The following is a 16,227-nucleotide window of genomic DNA, read 5'->3' as shown; positions in this document are numbered from 1 at the left end:
TGAAGGATTCGGGCTAGACAGTTTTCTGAGATGCGCTGCAAAATGCATTCGCGCGACTCACTCGGCTTTTGCCTGCGGGAAATCGATGATTTAGCTCGGCCTACTAAAGATTAACCGTTCGCAACTTCTTTTCTAGAATACATCTTTCTGCAAGTCACAACAAGCATCTGAATCGTGTCTCGTTTATACAAAAGTGTGCGAACGGCATTCAGAAACCGATGAAGGTGGCTGATCAACGTTTTTCTGACTTATTTCGCGAGCAAGCCGTTGAAGCCTGTCCAGCGATTCACGCTTGAGCTCGCATTCCCATATAACGAGCACGCGCCATCCCTTTTCCTGCAACGCAGCAAGATTCTTGACATCGCGTTCCACGTTGCTCTGGAACTTCGTTTTCCATCGTTCGATATTTGAGGCAGGTTGGGTCGCATACCGACAGCCAGTGTGTCGATGCCAGAAACAGCCGTGCACGAAAATCGCTACGCGGTATTTTGGCAGTAGAAGATCGGGCGACCCAGGAAGATCGCGAGCGTGCAACCGGTAGCGGAAGCCTTGCGCATGAAGGTATCGTCGCACGGTCATTTCGGGCTTGGTATTTTTCGACTGAATCCCTGACATCATTCTGGACCGAGTAGCTGCATCGACTACGTCCATTTTTCCTGGTATCCTATGTGTCTATACGAGTTTTTATCTAAGGCAAAGTTGCTCATCAAACAGAAATCCAGTTTTACGGGAAATATTCCTATCGTTGACCTCTTTGCTGGCCCGGGAGGCCTTGGTGAAGGATTTTCGTCGTTAGAAAGTGACCCTTTCAGAATAATTGTATCGGCAGAAATGAGTTCCTCTGCGCACAGTACACTTCGTCTGAGGGCTTTCTATCGTCTACTCAAACGTCGAAGTGGAAATTCCACTGATTCATATTATCGCTTTTGCAACGGCGAGTCAGAATGCCCGTACGACGAAACCAACCATGATGCATGGGTGGAGGCAGGCGAAGAAGCCCTACAGCTGGAGCTGGGGAAGCCTAATGATAACGATGTGCTTGACCGGAGAATTTCCGCTCACAAGCTTGGTCCGGACACGCCATGGGTGTTGATCGGCGGCCCGCCATGTCAGGCGTACTCAGTCGTGGGACGGGCTCGCAACCGAAGCAACGTCGAATACCGTCCCGAAAAGGATCATCGTCATTTCCTCTATAAGGAATACCTGCGAATTATTCAGAAATACCGTCCAGCAGTGTTCGTAATGGAAAACGTAAAGGGTATCCTTACAGCAACTGTTGGTGGAAAAAAGATCTTCGAGACGATCCTTGAAGATCTTTCGGATCCTGACAAGGCAATGAAAATGCCCGCTTCCGGAACTGGGTATCGCATCCATTCGCTTACGTGCGCAACCAATTATTCCGCGAAGGACTCCCCACGCAACATCGATGTGCACGATTTCGTCATCAAGGCAGAACAGCATGGAATACCACAGGCACGACACCGTGTGATACTTATCGGTGTGCGCGAAGGCATCGGCTTGGGTACTCCCGGTCAGATCGAGAAAGCAGGTGAGGTTACAGTCGAGCAAATTATTGGTTCTCTTCCCAATCTACGCAGCCGGCTCAGCAAAGAGCCTGATTCGGATGAGGGCTGGGGCGACGTGGTTGCAAACCATTTCAGCGAGATGGCACGTGAGGTGAGGGACGGCCATGGCGATGCTGGATTGCAGGAGGTGCTCAAGGAGGCATCTGTTTCGATCAAACGAGGACTCGGCACAGGCAACAGGCAGCTTGGTATCCTGAAGGAGGATGTGGAAAGCCCAAGATTACTCGATGGCTGGTATCACGATCCAAAGCTTACGGTCTGGCTGAACCATGACGCACGGGGACATATGCGCACAGATCTGCGGCGCTATGCATACGCGGCGGCATTTGCCGAGGCGTTTGGCTGGTCGCCTAAAGGGCATGGCGAATTCTCACTGGAGGGATTGAGACCTAATCATGATAATTGGGAAACGGGCAAGTTCTCTGATCGCTTCCGTGTTCAGTTGCGCGGGCGACCAGCTACGACGATTACCAGTCATATATCCAAGGATGGTCACTATTTCATCCATTACGATCCAAAGCAGTGCAGAAGTCTGACCGTCCGGGAAGCGGCAAGACTGCAAACATTCCCGGACAACTATTTTTTCCAAGGGAATAGAACCGAACAGTTCCACCAAGTAGGAAATGCTGTTCCACCTCTTCTCGCAAAAAAAATTGGCGACATTGTGTACGCATTGTTATGCGGCGCAGATGCCGGTATCTCAACTCCTGCGCAACAAGATATGTGGATGCAAAACACTCAGCAGGCGGCTGAAGTTTGATCTCAACGAGCGACGTCAATTCTCCAGATTGATCACGGTAAACTAGAGAGTCAGATGCGCGCCAACAACAGCGCGGAAAGCATAAAACTGCTGCATATACTTGCTGATGATCAGCTCCAAACCGGACCAACAGCGATGTTGAGGTTGGTGATGTTTACAGAAAAAGTGGCGTTCCCCAGTATTACGCGCATTGATTGCCATGACGAAATATGTAGCCAATGATCGAAACGTCGACGCTGACACGTGAAGAGAAAATAATGACCACATCCAAAGAAGAACGTGCCGTGCGTGTCGCGCAAATGCGCGCACGCTTTGCCCAAGAGGGAGGAGTTGCGGCACCTGAAAAGGAAGCGTTGTTGGACCACTTTATCGAAGGCACTGTCTCTCTGACCGACCTCGTCGATCATGCTCCCGAGTCTCTCACCACAGCGCAAGAACACGAAGCACTACGCCAAGCCAAGGAAAGCGACGCCGCCGCCTTCCAGCGCATGCGTGAGCAATATGAGGCCAGCCTCCCTGATTACGAGGAAATGAAGAGGCAGCGCAACCTCGAACGGCCAGGAATGAGCGCGGAACAACGCAAGCGCCATGAGGCGCTCGATTTTGCGCGGGCGAATGTCGAGCTGTCTGGCGGCAAGATCAGCGAAGAGGCTGCACAACAAGGCCTGCGCTGGGCGAATGGTGAAATCAGCATGGATGAATATCTGGCGGCAGTGCGAGCGAAAATTGCTCAGCCGTAAATGAAAATAGCACTTTGCCATTCTGCGGTATGATTTCCTATCGTGCCGCCCTGCCCCGCCCCTGCTTCGCGCACTCTTTGTATCCAGGCTTGTAGCAGCCTGGATAGTTTTCTCTCCAAGGACCTTCTATGTTCGGTTTTAACCTGCGCGTCGCCAAGATGGTGTGGACGGCTTTTCTGGTCGCATTTTTGTTGTTCATCACATACAAGGTGTCGTCGACGCTGATCGTGGTGGTGTTCGCGGTGTTCTTCAGCTACCTCGTGTATCCGTTGATCGGGCTGCTGGAACGCTATGGGCCGAAACGCCTGCCGCGTACGGCCAGTATCGGCATTGTGTTCCTGGTGGTGATTCTGCTGGTGGCGGTGCTGGGATCGGTGTTCGGCTCGCGCATCGAGGACGAGGCGATCAAGCTCAGCGAGCAGTTGCCGACGCTGCTCAAGGGGAACAACTTTGCCGAGCGCATTCCGCTGCCGGATTTCATGGAGCCGCTGCGGGCGCGGATGCTGGCATTCATGCAGGCGCAGCTCAATAGCGGCACGGGGCAGGCGATGCCGCTGGCGAAGGAGCTGGGGCTGACGGTGATGCATGCGGCCAGCAACCTGATTTATCTGGTGCTGGTGCCGGTGCTGAGCTTTTTGCTGATCAAGGAAGGGCCGGACATGCGCGACGGCTTGCTTTCCTTGTTGAACCGCCCGAACAAAAAACTGTGGGGCGCCATCATCGATGACCTCGACATCCTGCTGTCGCGCTATGTGCGCGCCTTGCTGTTGCTGTCGATCGCGACCTTTATTTCCTACAGCGTGGCGTTTTCGCTGATGGGCGTGCCGTACGGCCTGCTGCTGGCGGGGGCCGCGGCGCTGCTGGAATTTATTCCGTTTGCCGGTCCGCTCGGCGCTGCCGTGATTGCGGTGGTGGTGGCCGGCTTCAGCGGCTTCGAGCACGTGTTCTGGCTGATCGGCTTTATTGCCGCCTACCGTTTGTTCCAGGATTATGTGGTCAATCCTTACCTGATGAGCGAAGGCGTGGAAGTGTCGCCGCTGATGGTCATCGTCGGCTTGCTGGCCGGTGACCAGTTGGGTGGTGTGGTGGGAATTTTCCTGTCGGTGCCGGTGATGGCGGCGATCAAGATTGTGTTCGTGCGCGCCAGGGCGGCCTTGCAGGCGCGCCATGATGCACATGAGAAAGCGGAGCTGGCGGCCGAGGCGGCGCGCGCCAAGGCAGCCGAAGAGGCGGCGCGGGCGCTGGACCAGCGCAACCACACCGCCCTCGATCTGTAACTATTTAAAACTCTTCCCACTCGCCGCTGCTGTCGGCGGCCGGTTTTGAAGTGCGCGGCTTGGCGGCAGCGGTCGCCATCGCAGGCTTGGCCAGTTTCAATGCCGGCTTGACGGCAGCCGGCCTGGCTGCCGCCGTGACCGGTTTGCGCAGCACCGGCTGGGCCGTCGGCGCGCTGTGATTGGCGTCGAGCTTGAAGCGGCTGACCATTTCGGCCAGCGCCGCCGCTTGCTCCTGCATCGATTCGGAGGCAGCGGCGGCTTCTTCCACCAGTGCGGCATTCTGCTGCGTGACGGTGTCCATTTCGGCCACGGCCTGGTTGATCTGGTTGATGCCCAGTTCCTGCTCGCGGCCGGCGGCGCTGATTTCGCCCATGATGTCGGTCACGCGGCGGATGCTCGATACGATCTCGTCCATCGTGGTGCCGGTTTGCGTGACCAGGTCGCTGCCGGTGCCCACATTCTGTACCGACGCTTCGATCAGCTGCTTGATGTCTTTCGCGGCACTGGCCGAGCGGTGCGCCAGGTTGCGCACTTCGGTGGCGACCACGGCAAAGCCACGGCCCTGCTCGCCGGCACGCGCCGCTTCCACGGCCGCATTCAATGCCAGGATATTGGTCTGGAAAGCGATGCCGTCGATCACGCCGATAATGTCGGCGATCTGTTTCGACGAGTCGCTGATGGTGCCCATGGTGGCCACCACTTGCGCCACCAGCGCGCCGCCCTTGACGGCCACGTCGGAGGCCGACACGGCCAGCTGGTTGGCCTGGCGCGCGTTGTCGGAATTCTGCTTCACGGTCGAGGTCAGTTCTTCCAGCGACGAGGCGGTTTCTTCCAGGCTCGACGCCTGCTGTTCGGTGCGGCTCGACAGGTCGAGGTTGCCCGAGGCGATTTCATTGCTGGCGGTGGCGATCGCGCCGCTGCCGTCGCGCACGCCGCGCACGGTGGCCGACAGGCGGTCCTGCATCTGCTTCAGGCCGCCCAGCAGGGCGCCCATTTCATCGTGGCGCTCGATCACGATATCGTTGGCCAGGTTGCCGTCGGCAATCGCGTCGAAGTGGCGCAGCGCCTGGTCCAGCGGACGGAAGATGGCGCGCAGCAACAGGATGCTGGAGACGACGATCATCAGCAGGCCGATCACCAGGCCGGCAATGGCCACGCCCACTTGCGTATCGTACTTGGCCTGGCTGGCGGCATACATGCTGGCAGCTGCCGTGATCTGGAACTGGGTCAGCTTTTCAGCGGCGCCGTCCATCGTGCGGTACAGCGGCGTCATGCCCGTCATCATCAAGGCGTCGGCCTGTTCCGTCTTGCCTTCGCGCAGGGCCTTGCCCAGCGCCAGCAGGCCGTTGTTGATGTAGTCGCTGCGCTTCTTGTCCAGGTCGTCGGACAGGATCTTTTCTTCCGGGCTTTGTGGCAGCGCCAGGTAGACTTTCCACGACTTGTTCGACGAGTCGATGAATTGCTCGCCGCGCGCGACGATATCCTTGGCGTCGGCCGCTTCCGGGTGCACCACTGCGCGGTCGATCGTAAAGCGGGCGCGGCCCAGCAGGATCTGCGATTCGCCGATGGCTTGCGTCGAGGCCAGCTGGTTGCTGTAGACCTCGTTCAGGGTATTGTTGGCCGACTTCAGGCCCAGGATGCTGGTGACGCCCAGGATGGCGATCAGCAAGCCGAGCACGGTCATGGTGACGATCAAGCGCAGCTTGATGGTGATGTTGGATGACATAAATTTTCCTTGAGCAAACCCATAGGAGCGCAGTCGTCCTTGTAGAACGGCCGGCGTCATGGATGAACGATTTGTCTGTGTATGCAGTTGACGGAGTGTTGTGCGGCGGCAGGGAAAAGGCAGCCCACTCGTATCAGGAGAGAGGCGCGAAAAACAATTCAGGGTTTTTCGCGCATTTTTTTATTTCTTGATTGCAAGGCTACAGGGAATATTTGCTATGGGCAATATATGGCTGCAAAAATCACGCTTTGTCACCGGAGACTGACGTTTTTTTGTCTATCTGCCCACCTTGTCATGCTTTTAATCCATTCATTTCTGCGCCAACTCTTTATTCACGTTCCATATTGCTGTTTGTCACTTCGCGCGAACAAGGGCCGCTGCACGGTCTGCGCCAGCAACACGCCCAGCAGCGACACGCCACCGCCGATCAGGTGGAAAGCGTGCAGGCTGTCGTGCAGCCAGACGATGGCCAGCAGCGCCGTCAATCCCGGCAGCAGGTTGACGAAAATGCTGCAGCGGTTCGGCCCCAGCAATTTGACGCCTTCGATCCACAGGAACGACAGCAGGATGGAAGACGCCAGGCCCGCATAGGCGATCAGCGGCACAGTGGCGGCGTTCAATGGCGCACTGCCCTTGGGCAAACGCAGGAAGAACGGCAGCATGCACAGCAGCGCCGCCAGGGCCTGGCAGTAGATCGATTGCCAGGCGGGCACGGCCAGGCGCCAGCGGCGCAGCAGCACGCCGTACAGGGCAAACACCAGGCAGGCCAGCAGCATCAGCGCATCCCCCGCATGCACGCCCTGGTGCAGCAGCGCCAGCACATCGCCGCGCCCCACCAGGTACAACAGGCCGCCGAACGACAGCATGCCGCCCGCCGCCATGCCCAGCGTCAATCGTTCGCCGAGCAGCAGCACGCTGAGGATCGCCGTCATCAGGGGTGCCAGCGCCGTGACGATCGCCATATTGGTGGCGGTGGTGCTTTCGGCCGCGCGGTACGACAGGCTCTGGAACAGCGCCATCGACATCAGGCCGCACAGCGCCAGCTGCCACCAGTGGCGGCGGATGGCGACACGGTTGCGCCACAGCGGACGGATCACGAACGGCGTCATCACCAGCAGCACCAGCACCAGCCGGTAAAAGGTAATGGCGGCAGGGGCGATGCTGGCGGCGGCCAGCTTGGAGACCACCACGTTGCCGGCCCACAGCAGCATGGCGGCCAGCGGATAGAGGTAATGGCGGGGATGGATTTTGTCGTGGGCAAGCATGCAGGCTCCGGCGTGTATTTACGGAAAACCATCATGCCGCAGCCGCGGTGCGCTTTCTCGCGCTAATATGCCGCAAGCTATCGCAAAACTGACGCATCATGCATATTGAATCGAACTATCAGGAACTGCTGCCTGTCACCGCGCGCGCCATGGCGCTGGCGGTCGACTATGCGCACGGTCACGTGATCTCGGTGCACCGCCACTCGCATGCCCAGCTGATCCATGCCATCGAAGGCGTGATGACGATCGAAACCGACAGCGGGCGCTGGGTGGTGCCGCCCACGCGCGGGGTGTGGCTGCGGCCCGGCGTCGAGCACCAGATCCGCATGAGCGGCGACGTAAAAATGCGCACCGTGTTCGTCAACTGCGCCAATTCGCCGCTGCTGCCGCGCCATAGCTGCGTGCTCGACATCAGCCCGCTGCTGCGCCAGCTGATCGTGGCGGCGGTCGATATCGCGCCCGATTTTGCCGATGGCGGGCGCGACTGGCACCTGCTGCAGCTGCTGCTGCACGAACTCGACAGCCTGCCGGTGCTGCCGCTGTACCTGCCGCTGCCGCTGGACGTGCGCCTGCGCGGCATCTGCGCGCAGCTGATGAGGGAGCCCGGTGAACAGGTGACGGTGGCGGCCTGGGCCCGGCAGCTGGCGATTACCGAGCGCAGCCTGCACCGGCTGTTCCAGAAGCAGACCGGCATGCGCTTCGGCCAGTGGCGCCAGCAGGCGCGGCTGCTGCGGGCGCTGGAACAGCTGGCGCAGGGCGGCAAGGTGATCGATGTGGCGATGGACAACGGCTATACCAGCCAGAGCGCGTTTGCGGCGATGTTCAGGAAGCACTTCGGCACCACGCCGACGGCGTTTTATCGCCCGCAACCACAGCCGGGCAAAAAAAATGCTGCTACGCATCAATAATCATGGGAGATTGGGGGCGGGCTTGCTATCATCGCAAGCCTGATAAAACCGCGCTTGTCTATACCGGTTTGCAACCTGATTTGGCACCCACATGACCCAGAATTTTTTCCAGACTTTTATCCTGCTGTTGCTGGTGACCGACCCGTTCGGCAACGTGTCCCTGTTCGTCAATGCGCTGAAAAGCGTGCCCGTCGAGCGGCGCTGGAAGGTGGTGGTGCGCGAATGCGCGATCGCCTTCGGCATCTTGCTGTTGTTCATGTTTTTCGGCCGCCACTTTTTGAAGGCCATGCAGCTGTCGGAAATCGCGCTGCGCATCGGCGGCGGCGTGATCCTGTTCCTGATCGCCATGCGCATGGTGTTTCCGCAACCGTCGAACGGCAACAGCGACCACGATATTGCCGGCGAACCATTCATCGTGCCGCTGGCGATTCCCGCGCTGGCCGGCCCGTCGGCGCTGGCCACGGTGCTGCTGTTTTCCTCGCACGAAGTCAATGAAGTGATCGCCCACGTGGCGGGATTGACCGCGGTAGCATTGGTGTGGCTGGCCGTGTTCCTGTGCGCCGAGCGATTGCAGCGCGCGCTGGGGCCTAGGGTCATGACGGCGTTCGAACGCCTGATGGGCCTGATACTGACGGCGATGGCGATCGAGATGCTGCTGGCCGGTATCCGTGCATTCCTGAAGTCTGTCTAACCTCAAAGGAGACACCATGAGCCGCTGCGCGCATATCCGCATGATGGCCGAATACAACCAGTGGATGAATGCGAGGCTGTATGCGGCGGCAGCCAGCCTGCCGGCCGAGGAACTGCGGCGCGAGCGTGGCGCCTTCTTCGGCTCGCTGCTCGGTACCCTGAACCACATCATGGTGGGCGACACGCTGTGGCTGCAGCGCTACGCGAAACATCCGGCCGGCTTTCCCCTGCTCGACCCGGTCCGCGCCATCACGCCGCCCACCTCGCTGACGCAGCCGCTGTTCGACGATTTTGCGGCGATGCAGGCGCACCGCCACCGGCTCGACCAGGTGATCGTCGACTGGGCCGCGTCGATCACGGAAGCCGATCTCGACCACCTGCTCGACTACCGCAACAGCAAGGGGCCGAACCGGCGCCAGTTCTTTGCGCTGCTGATGCATTTTTTTAATCATCAGACGCATCACCGGGGCCAGGCGACGACCCTGCTGTCACAGGCCGGCGTGGACATCGGCGACACCGACTTACTGGTGTGCATCCCCAATCATTTGCCGTTATAGCGCGCCCCTTGCCACCGGGCCGTGGCCGTTCTCAATCTGGTCCGCGTAGCGGCAAAGGGACACCCTTGCAAAGACGCTGCTCATTGAGCTGCGGGGCCACCTCGTTCCATACGCGCGTGATCTCCTCATCCCACTGCTGGAAGAAATCGGGTTCTTGCAGATGGCGGTGCAATTGCGGTACACGGTCCCGCGGCAACTTATCGAACCAGCCATGCCAGAACTGGCTCGCCGCAATAATGCCATCTTCGACCGTATGTTCCAGCTTGGCATCATCCATTGCGTTGAAATGCACGGCTCGCCGGCGCACATTATCGAGCGTTGCGCGGATAAGGAAAATCATGCGGGCCGAGGGTTGGGGGTGGATGCCGCGAGCGGGCAGCGGCGTCAGCGGTGCACGGGTTCCCTGAAACACATGAAATACCAGCGTCAGGGACAACATGGCGATCCACAGCAGGTATTCAGGATGGTGCGTATGCTTATCGGGCGGTCCGGACAAGGCCAACACCAGATCAAGGCTGCGGCAAATTCCTTCATGGTCCGCCGCCAATTCCAGGACTTGGCGAAACAGTGCCTCTTCGCCAATGGGAATGTCACTCCAGTTAAAGGCTTCGGTAAAATCCGCATTTGTCAAAACCGCTAGTCCGGCTATCGCGCAGTCTGCGGTGCTGCTGATTCAAATGACCAACTTCATGAAAAAAAACAAAAGACAGGCAAAATACAAAGATCAATTGTCGGGTATCGCGCCGCACGTATTTTGAGAACACTTGCTTGACGATGCCAGAAACAGACCCTTCCGTACGAGTTGTCGTATAACTGGCACATTCAGCCGATACATGGTCCAGCTTTTCCAGCAAGCCGTCATTGAGCAATATTTTGTGCACAACCGGCTGATGACTTGACGCGCAAGCGCCCGCGTTCACGCTGGGATCAGGACAAAAACTATAGCTCAAGGTATGGTGCTCATAGCCGATAGCCTGCATGCGCTTCAGGCACGACTCCAGGACCTGCGTCGCTCGCTGCCGAATCTCCACAATGTTCCCCATTCCAGTCCTTTCATGATGTGAAATTCCAGTCTGCGTCGCCGAAATATGTCATTGCAGCATATAAATACATGTTTGACTTGAGAAATTTCAAGACGTTATGAATCGTTAAGGACAAACACTTGGAACGAGACACGTCAAGCATTCGGTTGCCACCCCGGCAATATCAGCAACTTACGGCGCCTTTCCATATCTTATGGCCAGGTAGCCGGAATATGTCGCCAATACTGCGCGTCTTCATCGATTTTCTGGTAGCAAATCTGTTTATAAAAAGCTGAGTTTGCTTGCAGCGACTCCCCACGTTGTTTCCACACGACAACTTGTTTCAGTAGCTGCTTTTTTTGTAACTTGATACAGTTTTTTGTATTGCCGTATGGATTTTTGAGGAACAATTACAGCCTCGCTGCGTTAAGTACTAACCCGTAGCCGATGGACCTCCTCTTTTCTCCGGAAACACGAAAGCAATCATGTCACTCACACAATTCAAGATCGGTACCCGCCTCGGGATCGGCTTTGCCGTCGTTCTCGGCCTGCTGGTGGCCGTGCTGCTGGTCGGCCTGTACTCCATGGGCCAACTGAGCGCCCGTACGCACGATATCGTCGCCGATAAAAACGTCAAGATGGCGGCCGCCAACACCATGAGCGACAACGTGCGCAGCATTACGCTGGCGATCACCAGCGTGGTGGTGGCGCCGACGGACGCGCTGATGCAGGAGCACCTGAACAAGATTGGCGAAGCGCGCAAGAAATACGGCGCGGCCAAGGAAGTGCTGCAAAAGATGGTGTCGACCGACAAGGAAGCGGCGCTGATGTCGCAGCTTGATGCGGCCCTGAAAACCGGCGCGCCGCTCAACAACAAGGTGGTCGAACTGCGCAAGGCGGGCCAGACCGAAGAAGCCGTCACCTTCCTGACGCAGCAAGCCGCGCCCAGCCTGAACAATGTGCTGGTCGCGCTCGACAGCCTGGTAGCCTATGAAGCGCAGCAGGCGGCGCAGGCGGCCGACGATGCGGCCGCGCTGAGCACCAAGGCGCGCACCTCGATGCTGGCGCTGGGCATCGTGGCCCTGCTGCTGGGCGCCTTCGTGGCGTGGATCATCACGCGTTCGATCACCCATCCGATCAATGCCGCCGTGGCGGTGGCCGAAACGGTGGCCTCGGGCGATTTGTCGTCGCGGATCGTGGTCAATTCCAGCGATGAAACGGGCCGCCTGCTGGGCGCGCTGAAAGCCATGAACGACGGCTTGCTGGACGTGGTGGCGCAAGTACGCCACGGCACCGATTCGATCGCCACGGCATCGAGCGAAATTGCCGCCGGCAACCTCGACCTGTCCTCGCGCACGGAAGAACAGGCCAGCTCGCTGGAAGAAACCGCGTCCGCCATGGAAGAGCTGACCTCGACCGTGAAACAGAACGCCGACAATGCGCGCCAGGCCAACCAGCTGGCGAAAAGCGCATCCGAAGTGGCCGTGCGCGGCGGCGATATCGTCTCGCAGGTGGTCGATACCATGGGCACCATCAACCAGTCGTCGAAGAAAATTGTCGACATCATCGCGGTGATCGACGGCATCGCGTTCCAGACCAATATCCTGGCATTGAACGCGGCGGTGGAAGCGGCGCGCGCCGGCGAACAGGGCCGCGGCTTTGCCGTGGTCGCCACGGAAGTGCGCAACCTGGCGCACCGTTCGGCCTCGGCCGCCAAGGAAATCAAGGAACTGATCGCCGCTTCGGTGGCCAACGTGGACACCGGCTCGCGCCTCGTCAATGAAGCGGGCCAGACCATGGGCGACATCGTCGACAGCATCGTGCGCGTGACCGACATCATGGGCGAGATCACCTCCGCCACCCACGAACAGACCCTGGGCATCGAGCAGATCAACATGGCGATCGCACAGATGGATGAAGTGACGCAGCAGAATGCGGCGCTGGTGGAAGAAGCGGCAGCCGCCTCGCAAAGCATGCAGGAGCAGGCGGGCGAACTGGCGCAGGTGGTCAGCTTCTTCAAGACCGGCACGGCGGTGGCGGCAGCCAAACCTGCCACGAAACTGGCGGCGGTACACAGCAGCAAGCCGGCGGTGGCAGCACGCGCACCGGTCGCCAAAGCCGTGCCTGTACGCAAGGCTGTGGCCAACGCATCAGCTACGACGGCACGTCCCGGCGACAGCGAATGGGAAGAGTTTTAAGCAGCTGACAGTTGCTGTGTGACAGAAAGCCAGGCTGGAAGTTGCTGCCTGGCTTTTTTTCGCCTGTAACAACGGTTTTTTTTGCGCCGCAATGCCGGGAATGCACGAAAGCGCAAAACACGCGGGCCGCATACGCTTTACAATCCCCGCTCGCTTTTCAAAATATTGGTCATCATGAATCAGGCAGAACAGCAGCGCCTCCTGGCTATCCTGGAGTATTGGCACAAGATCGAATTCTTTATACCGTTTGACCTGAATCAAATCACGGAAGTTGAAGACCAGTCCACCGTGCGTCTCCTTCATCGTGAACAGCTGGCGCAGTTGCCGCCGCAGTTCTTTACGCAATTGCAGGTCGGCTCGGACCGCGAGATCGACGGCTTTTCCCTGTTCCTGGGCGTGTTCGACAAGGGCGAAATCGGCAAGGCCGTGCCGGCCGGTGCGGAAAGCATTGCCGACACGGAAAAAACGGAACTGGTCGGGCGGTCGTGTTTTGCCCGCCTGGGCCTCAATGCACTGGGCGAACCGCAGTTCGATCCGGTGTCGGTATCGACCCTGCCATGGGCGCTGGGCCGCCCGCGCACGGCCGACTGGGCCGGTTTGACGCTGGATGCCTGGAGCGACAGCCAGCTGGCGCTGCAGGACAGCCTGCGCAATTTCGCCGCCGCCCGCACGCCGGCGCCGGTGGTCGATGCGGCAGGCCATGTCTCGACACCGTTGTCGGGCATGGAGATCGCCGCGCTGGCGCACCTGCTGATGGACTGGGCCAATTTTCATCCGTCGTCGGCGCAGCCGCTGGCGGTGCTGGAAATTCGCACGCGCAAGAAACGCCCGCCCAAGGAGGCCACGCTGCCCGGCATCGAACCGGCCGAAAACCGCGCGCTCGACTTTGGCGACCCGGTCGAACCGGCGATCGACATCCTCAACAGTTTTTACCTCGATGACCTGGAACAGATCATCCGCGCACTGCGTGGCGGCAAGCTGCCGGCCTCGCTGGCGGCCTACCTGACGCCGCTGGCGCAGGACGCGCGCATCGACCTGTACAGCGCCGACGGCCGCCAGGCGCTGGCCGCCATGCTGAACCCGGCCAACATGAACCGCGGCCACTGGCTGGAAGACTCCAGCTATGCGATGAGTTTGATGCAGCAGTTCGCCATCCATGGCGCGCGCACGGGACTGCAGGAGCGCGGCATTTTTTCCGTCAACGGTCCGCCCGGCACCGGCAAGACCACCCTGCTGCGCGAACTGTTTGCCGACAATATCGTGCGCCGCGCCAGCGTGCTGGCCTGCCTGGACCGCGCCGCCGACGCGTTTATCGGCAAGGTCGCCGTCGCCTTCGAAGGCGTGCGCGACCCGATCACGATCGCCCGCCTGCGGCCCGAGCTGACGGGCTTTGAAATGGTGGTGGCCTCGTCGAACAATGCTGCGGTGGAAAACATTTCCGGCGACCTGCCCAAACCGAAGCAGCTGGGCAAGGAATGGGCGCGCACGCGCTATCTGGACAGCGTGGCGCGCCGCGTGGCAGCCGATGGCAATGGCGCCAACCGCCTGCTGGCCGAGGAAGAAACGCCGTGGGGCATGATCTCTTGCGCGCTGGGCAACAGCAGCAACCGCCGCCGCTTCATCAGCAACTTTTATGATGACGACTGGGACAAGAGCACGCCGCGCAAGACGCCGAACCTGCAGAATATCCGCCAGTGGCTGGCCAGCTACCAGGGCGTGGGCTTTGCGCAGGCCTCGCGCGAATTCCGCGAAACCGAACACGTGGTGGAAAAAGCATTGGCCGAGCAGGCGCAGTACGCGAGCCTGTGGCAGTCGGTGGGCACCTGCAGCGAGCAGGAATTCCTGCAGGCCAGCGTGGACACGCTGCGCGCGGCCGAAGTGGAAATGGAATCGGCCAACGAAGCGCTGGCCAGCGCGCTGGCCCAGCAGGACACTTTATTGGCCAGCAAGAAGGACTTGCTGGAAGAAGAACGGCTGGTGGCGTTGACCGAACCCGGCTTTTTTGCCAAGCTGTTCCGCACCGCGCCGGCGCGCGCGTTCAAGGACGCCGTGCTGGCCAACGCCGAAGCGCAGCGCCAGACTGCGCGCGACATCTCGGCCATCAAACTGCTGTTGAAGGGCGAACTGGAGCCACGCTGCGAGCGGGCCCGCAACAGCCTGCACTTCGCGCTGCGCGGCGCCCAGTCGCGCGAACGCGAGTGGGATGACAGCACGGAAATGCTGCGCCGCGCGCGCCTGCGCTTCCCGACCATCGGCTCGCCGGCCTCGCTGGAAGAACTCGACGGCGACGCGCTGCAGGTCCAGGGCCTGTGGCATGAACCGGCGCTGGCGCGCCTGCGCTCGCGCCTGTTTGCCAAGGCGCTGGCGCTGCACGAGGCATGGCTGGCCGAAGTGGCGAAAAAAGGAGGCCCCGGTTTTGGCGGCAACCTGCTGGCCGTGTCGAAATTACTGAAAAACAAGCGCGCCTACGACCAGTCGCATATCGCCATGGTCTGGCAAAGCCTGTTCATGGCGGTGCCGGTGGTCTCGACCACCTTTGCTTCGTTCTCGCGCCAGTTCCAGGGCATGGGCGCCGAGTCGCTGGGCTGGCTGTTTATCGATGAAGCGGGCCAGGCCGTGCCGCAGGCGGCCGTCGGCAGCATCTGGCGCGCAAAACGAACTGTGGTGGTGGGCGATCCGCTGCAGATCGAACCGGTGTTTACGGTGCCGCCGCGCCTGGTGCACACCTTGTCGGCGCTGTCCGAGCACACGCAGGATGGCAGCTACGCCCCCACTGCCGCGTCGGTGCAGACGCTGGCCGACAGGGCCAACCGCTACGGCGCGCTGGTCAACGCAGCCAGCCCCCATCCGCTGTGGATCGGCAGCCCGCTGCGCGTGCACCGCCGCTGCGTCGAGCCGATGTTTTCGCTGGCCAACGCCATCGCCTATGAAGACAAGATGGTGTATGGCCTCGCCGAGCGCACGCCGCCGGCCGGCAGCCGCGGCCTGACGCGCGGCTCGAGCCGCTGGATCGACGCCATCGGCCCCGTCAGCTACAAGCAGGTGGTGCCGCTGCAGCTCGACTTCGTGCTGGAAGTGCTGCTGAAACTGTACCGCCGCGACGGCAAGCTGCCGGCCATGTACCTGATCACGCCCTTCAAGGCGGTGCGCAACGAACTGCGCGCGCGGATCGTGGACATGGACTGGGACCGCCGCCTCGGCTACGGCAAGGCGCCCACGCCGCGCGAACTGCGGCAATGGGCCAGCCAGATGGTGGGCACCGTGCACACCTTCCAGGGCAAGGAGCAAAGCGTGGTGATGCTGATCCTGGGCGCCGACGACAGCACCGCTGGCGCCGCGCAATGGGCGGCCGGCACGCCGAACCTGCTGAACGTGGCGCTGACGCGCGCCCGGCACTACGTGTATATCGTCGGCAACCCGCTGCTGTGGGGACAATTGCCGCATTTTGCTCCGGCCTGCGAGCAGCTGGCGCATACGGGGATGCATGAGTTTTTGGTG

The 16,227-nt window shown here is 60.1% G+C and carries 15 protein-coding genes; 9 read left to right on the top strand and 6 right to left on the bottom strand.

Going from position 1 to position 16,227, the window contains the following annotated elements; all coding sequences use genetic code 11:
- Positions 1-183: 183 nt before the first annotated feature.
- Complete coding sequence (locus tag RTQ46_RS21825) at positions 184-651, bottom strand: DNA mismatch endonuclease Vsr (RefSeq protein ID WP_312439688.1); 468 nt, start codon at positions 649-651, stop codon at positions 184-186.
- A gap of 48 nt (positions 652-699) precedes the next feature.
- Between RTQ46_RS21825 and RTQ46_RS21820 the strand changes: the two genes are divergently transcribed.
- The 4 genes from RTQ46_RS21820 (at position 700) to RTQ46_RS21805 (ending at position 4,363) form a co-directional block, all read left to right on the top strand.
- Entirely contained in the window at positions 700-2,346 is a 1,647-nt protein-coding gene (locus RTQ46_RS21820; RefSeq protein ID WP_312439687.1) for a DNA cytosine methyltransferase, read from the top strand.
- A 54-nt stretch (positions 2,347-2,400) separates the two neighbouring features.
- Entirely contained in the window at positions 2,401-2,568 is a 168-nt protein-coding gene (locus RTQ46_RS21815; protein WP_312439686.1) for a hypothetical protein, read from the top strand.
- A gap of 35 nt (positions 2,569-2,603) precedes the next feature.
- Entirely contained in the window at positions 2,604-3,086 is a 483-nt protein-coding gene (locus tag RTQ46_RS21810; RefSeq protein ID WP_312439685.1) for an antitoxin VbhA family protein, read from the top strand.
- A 128-nt stretch (positions 3,087-3,214) separates the two neighbouring features.
- Positions 3,215-4,363, top strand: a complete 1,149-nt coding sequence (locus RTQ46_RS21805) for an AI-2E family transporter (RefSeq protein ID WP_312439684.1) — start codon at positions 3,215-3,217, stop codon at positions 4,361-4,363.
- Positions 4,364-4,367: 4 nt separating this feature from the next.
- On the opposite strand, the gene RTQ46_RS21800 is transcribed toward RTQ46_RS21805, so the two are convergent.
- The gene (locus tag RTQ46_RS21800; protein WP_312439683.1) at positions 4,368-6,089 is read right to left on the bottom strand and encodes a methyl-accepting chemotaxis protein; all 1,722 of its coding nucleotides are present in this window, start codon (positions 6,087-6,089) and stop codon (positions 4,368-4,370) included.
- Between the two features lie 332 nt (positions 6,090-6,421).
- Complete coding sequence (locus RTQ46_RS21795; protein WP_312439682.1) at positions 6,422-7,354, bottom strand: DMT family transporter; 933 nt, start codon at positions 7,352-7,354, stop codon at positions 6,422-6,424.
- Positions 7,355-7,452: 98 nt separating this feature from the next.
- Between RTQ46_RS21795 and RTQ46_RS21790 the strand changes: the two genes are divergently transcribed.
- The 3 genes from RTQ46_RS21790 (at position 7,453) to RTQ46_RS21780 (ending at position 9,509) form a co-directional block, all read left to right on the top strand.
- Positions 7,453-8,262, top strand: coding sequence for a helix-turn-helix transcriptional regulator (locus RTQ46_RS21790; RefSeq protein WP_312439681.1), 810 nt, complete (start codon positions 7,453-7,455; stop codon positions 8,260-8,262).
- 91 nt (positions 8,263-8,353) lie between these two features.
- On the top strand, positions 8,354-8,953 hold the full coding sequence (locus RTQ46_RS21785) for a MarC family protein (protein WP_312439680.1): 600 nt from the start codon (positions 8,354-8,356) through the stop codon (positions 8,951-8,953).
- A gap of 16 nt (positions 8,954-8,969) precedes the next feature.
- Positions 8,970-9,509: a DinB family protein gene (locus tag RTQ46_RS21780; RefSeq protein WP_312439679.1), complete on the top strand. Its 540-nt coding sequence runs from the start codon at positions 8,970-8,972 to the stop codon at positions 9,507-9,509.
- A 31-nt stretch (positions 9,510-9,540) separates the two neighbouring features.
- Here the strand turns inward: RTQ46_RS21780 and RTQ46_RS21775 are convergent, their stop codons facing one another.
- Complete coding sequence (locus tag RTQ46_RS21775; RefSeq protein ID WP_312439678.1) at positions 9,541-10,140, bottom strand: hypothetical protein; 600 nt, start codon at positions 10,138-10,140, stop codon at positions 9,541-9,543.
- Entirely contained in the window at positions 10,109-10,552 is a 444-nt protein-coding gene (locus tag RTQ46_RS21770; RefSeq protein WP_312439677.1) for a hypothetical protein, read from the bottom strand. Before RTQ46_RS21770 ends, RTQ46_RS21775 begins: the two co-directional genes overlap by 32 nt.
- Positions 10,553-11,016: 464 nt before the next feature.
- Between RTQ46_RS21770 and RTQ46_RS21765 the strand changes: the two genes are divergently transcribed.
- A complete protein-coding gene (locus RTQ46_RS21765) occupies positions 11,017-12,729 on the top strand; it encodes a methyl-accepting chemotaxis protein (protein ID WP_312439676.1) in 1,713 nt (570 codons plus the stop codon).
- Here the strand turns inward: RTQ46_RS21765 and RTQ46_RS21760 are convergent.
- The gene (locus RTQ46_RS21760; RefSeq protein ID WP_312439675.1) at positions 12,682-13,032 is read right to left on the bottom strand and encodes a hypothetical protein; all 351 of its coding nucleotides are present in this window, start codon (positions 13,030-13,032) and stop codon (positions 12,682-12,684) included. The two genes, RTQ46_RS21765 and RTQ46_RS21760, sit on opposite strands and share 48 nt — an antisense overlap.
- Here RTQ46_RS21760 and RTQ46_RS21755 point away from each other — a divergent pair.
- A partial coding sequence (locus RTQ46_RS21755; protein WP_312439674.1) for an AAA domain-containing protein occupies positions 13,018-16,227 on the top strand: 3,210 nt, incomplete at its 3' end. The genes RTQ46_RS21760 and RTQ46_RS21755 overlap by 15 nt on opposite strands.

Origin of the sequence: Janthinobacterium sp. (assembly GCF_031995485.1) — a bacterium.
Lineage (GTDB): Bacteria > Pseudomonadota > Gammaproteobacteria > Burkholderiales > Burkholderiaceae_D > Janthinobacterium.
The sequence above is the reverse complement of the archived record's forward strand: the minus strand, read 5'-3'. Positions and strand labels throughout refer to the sequence as shown.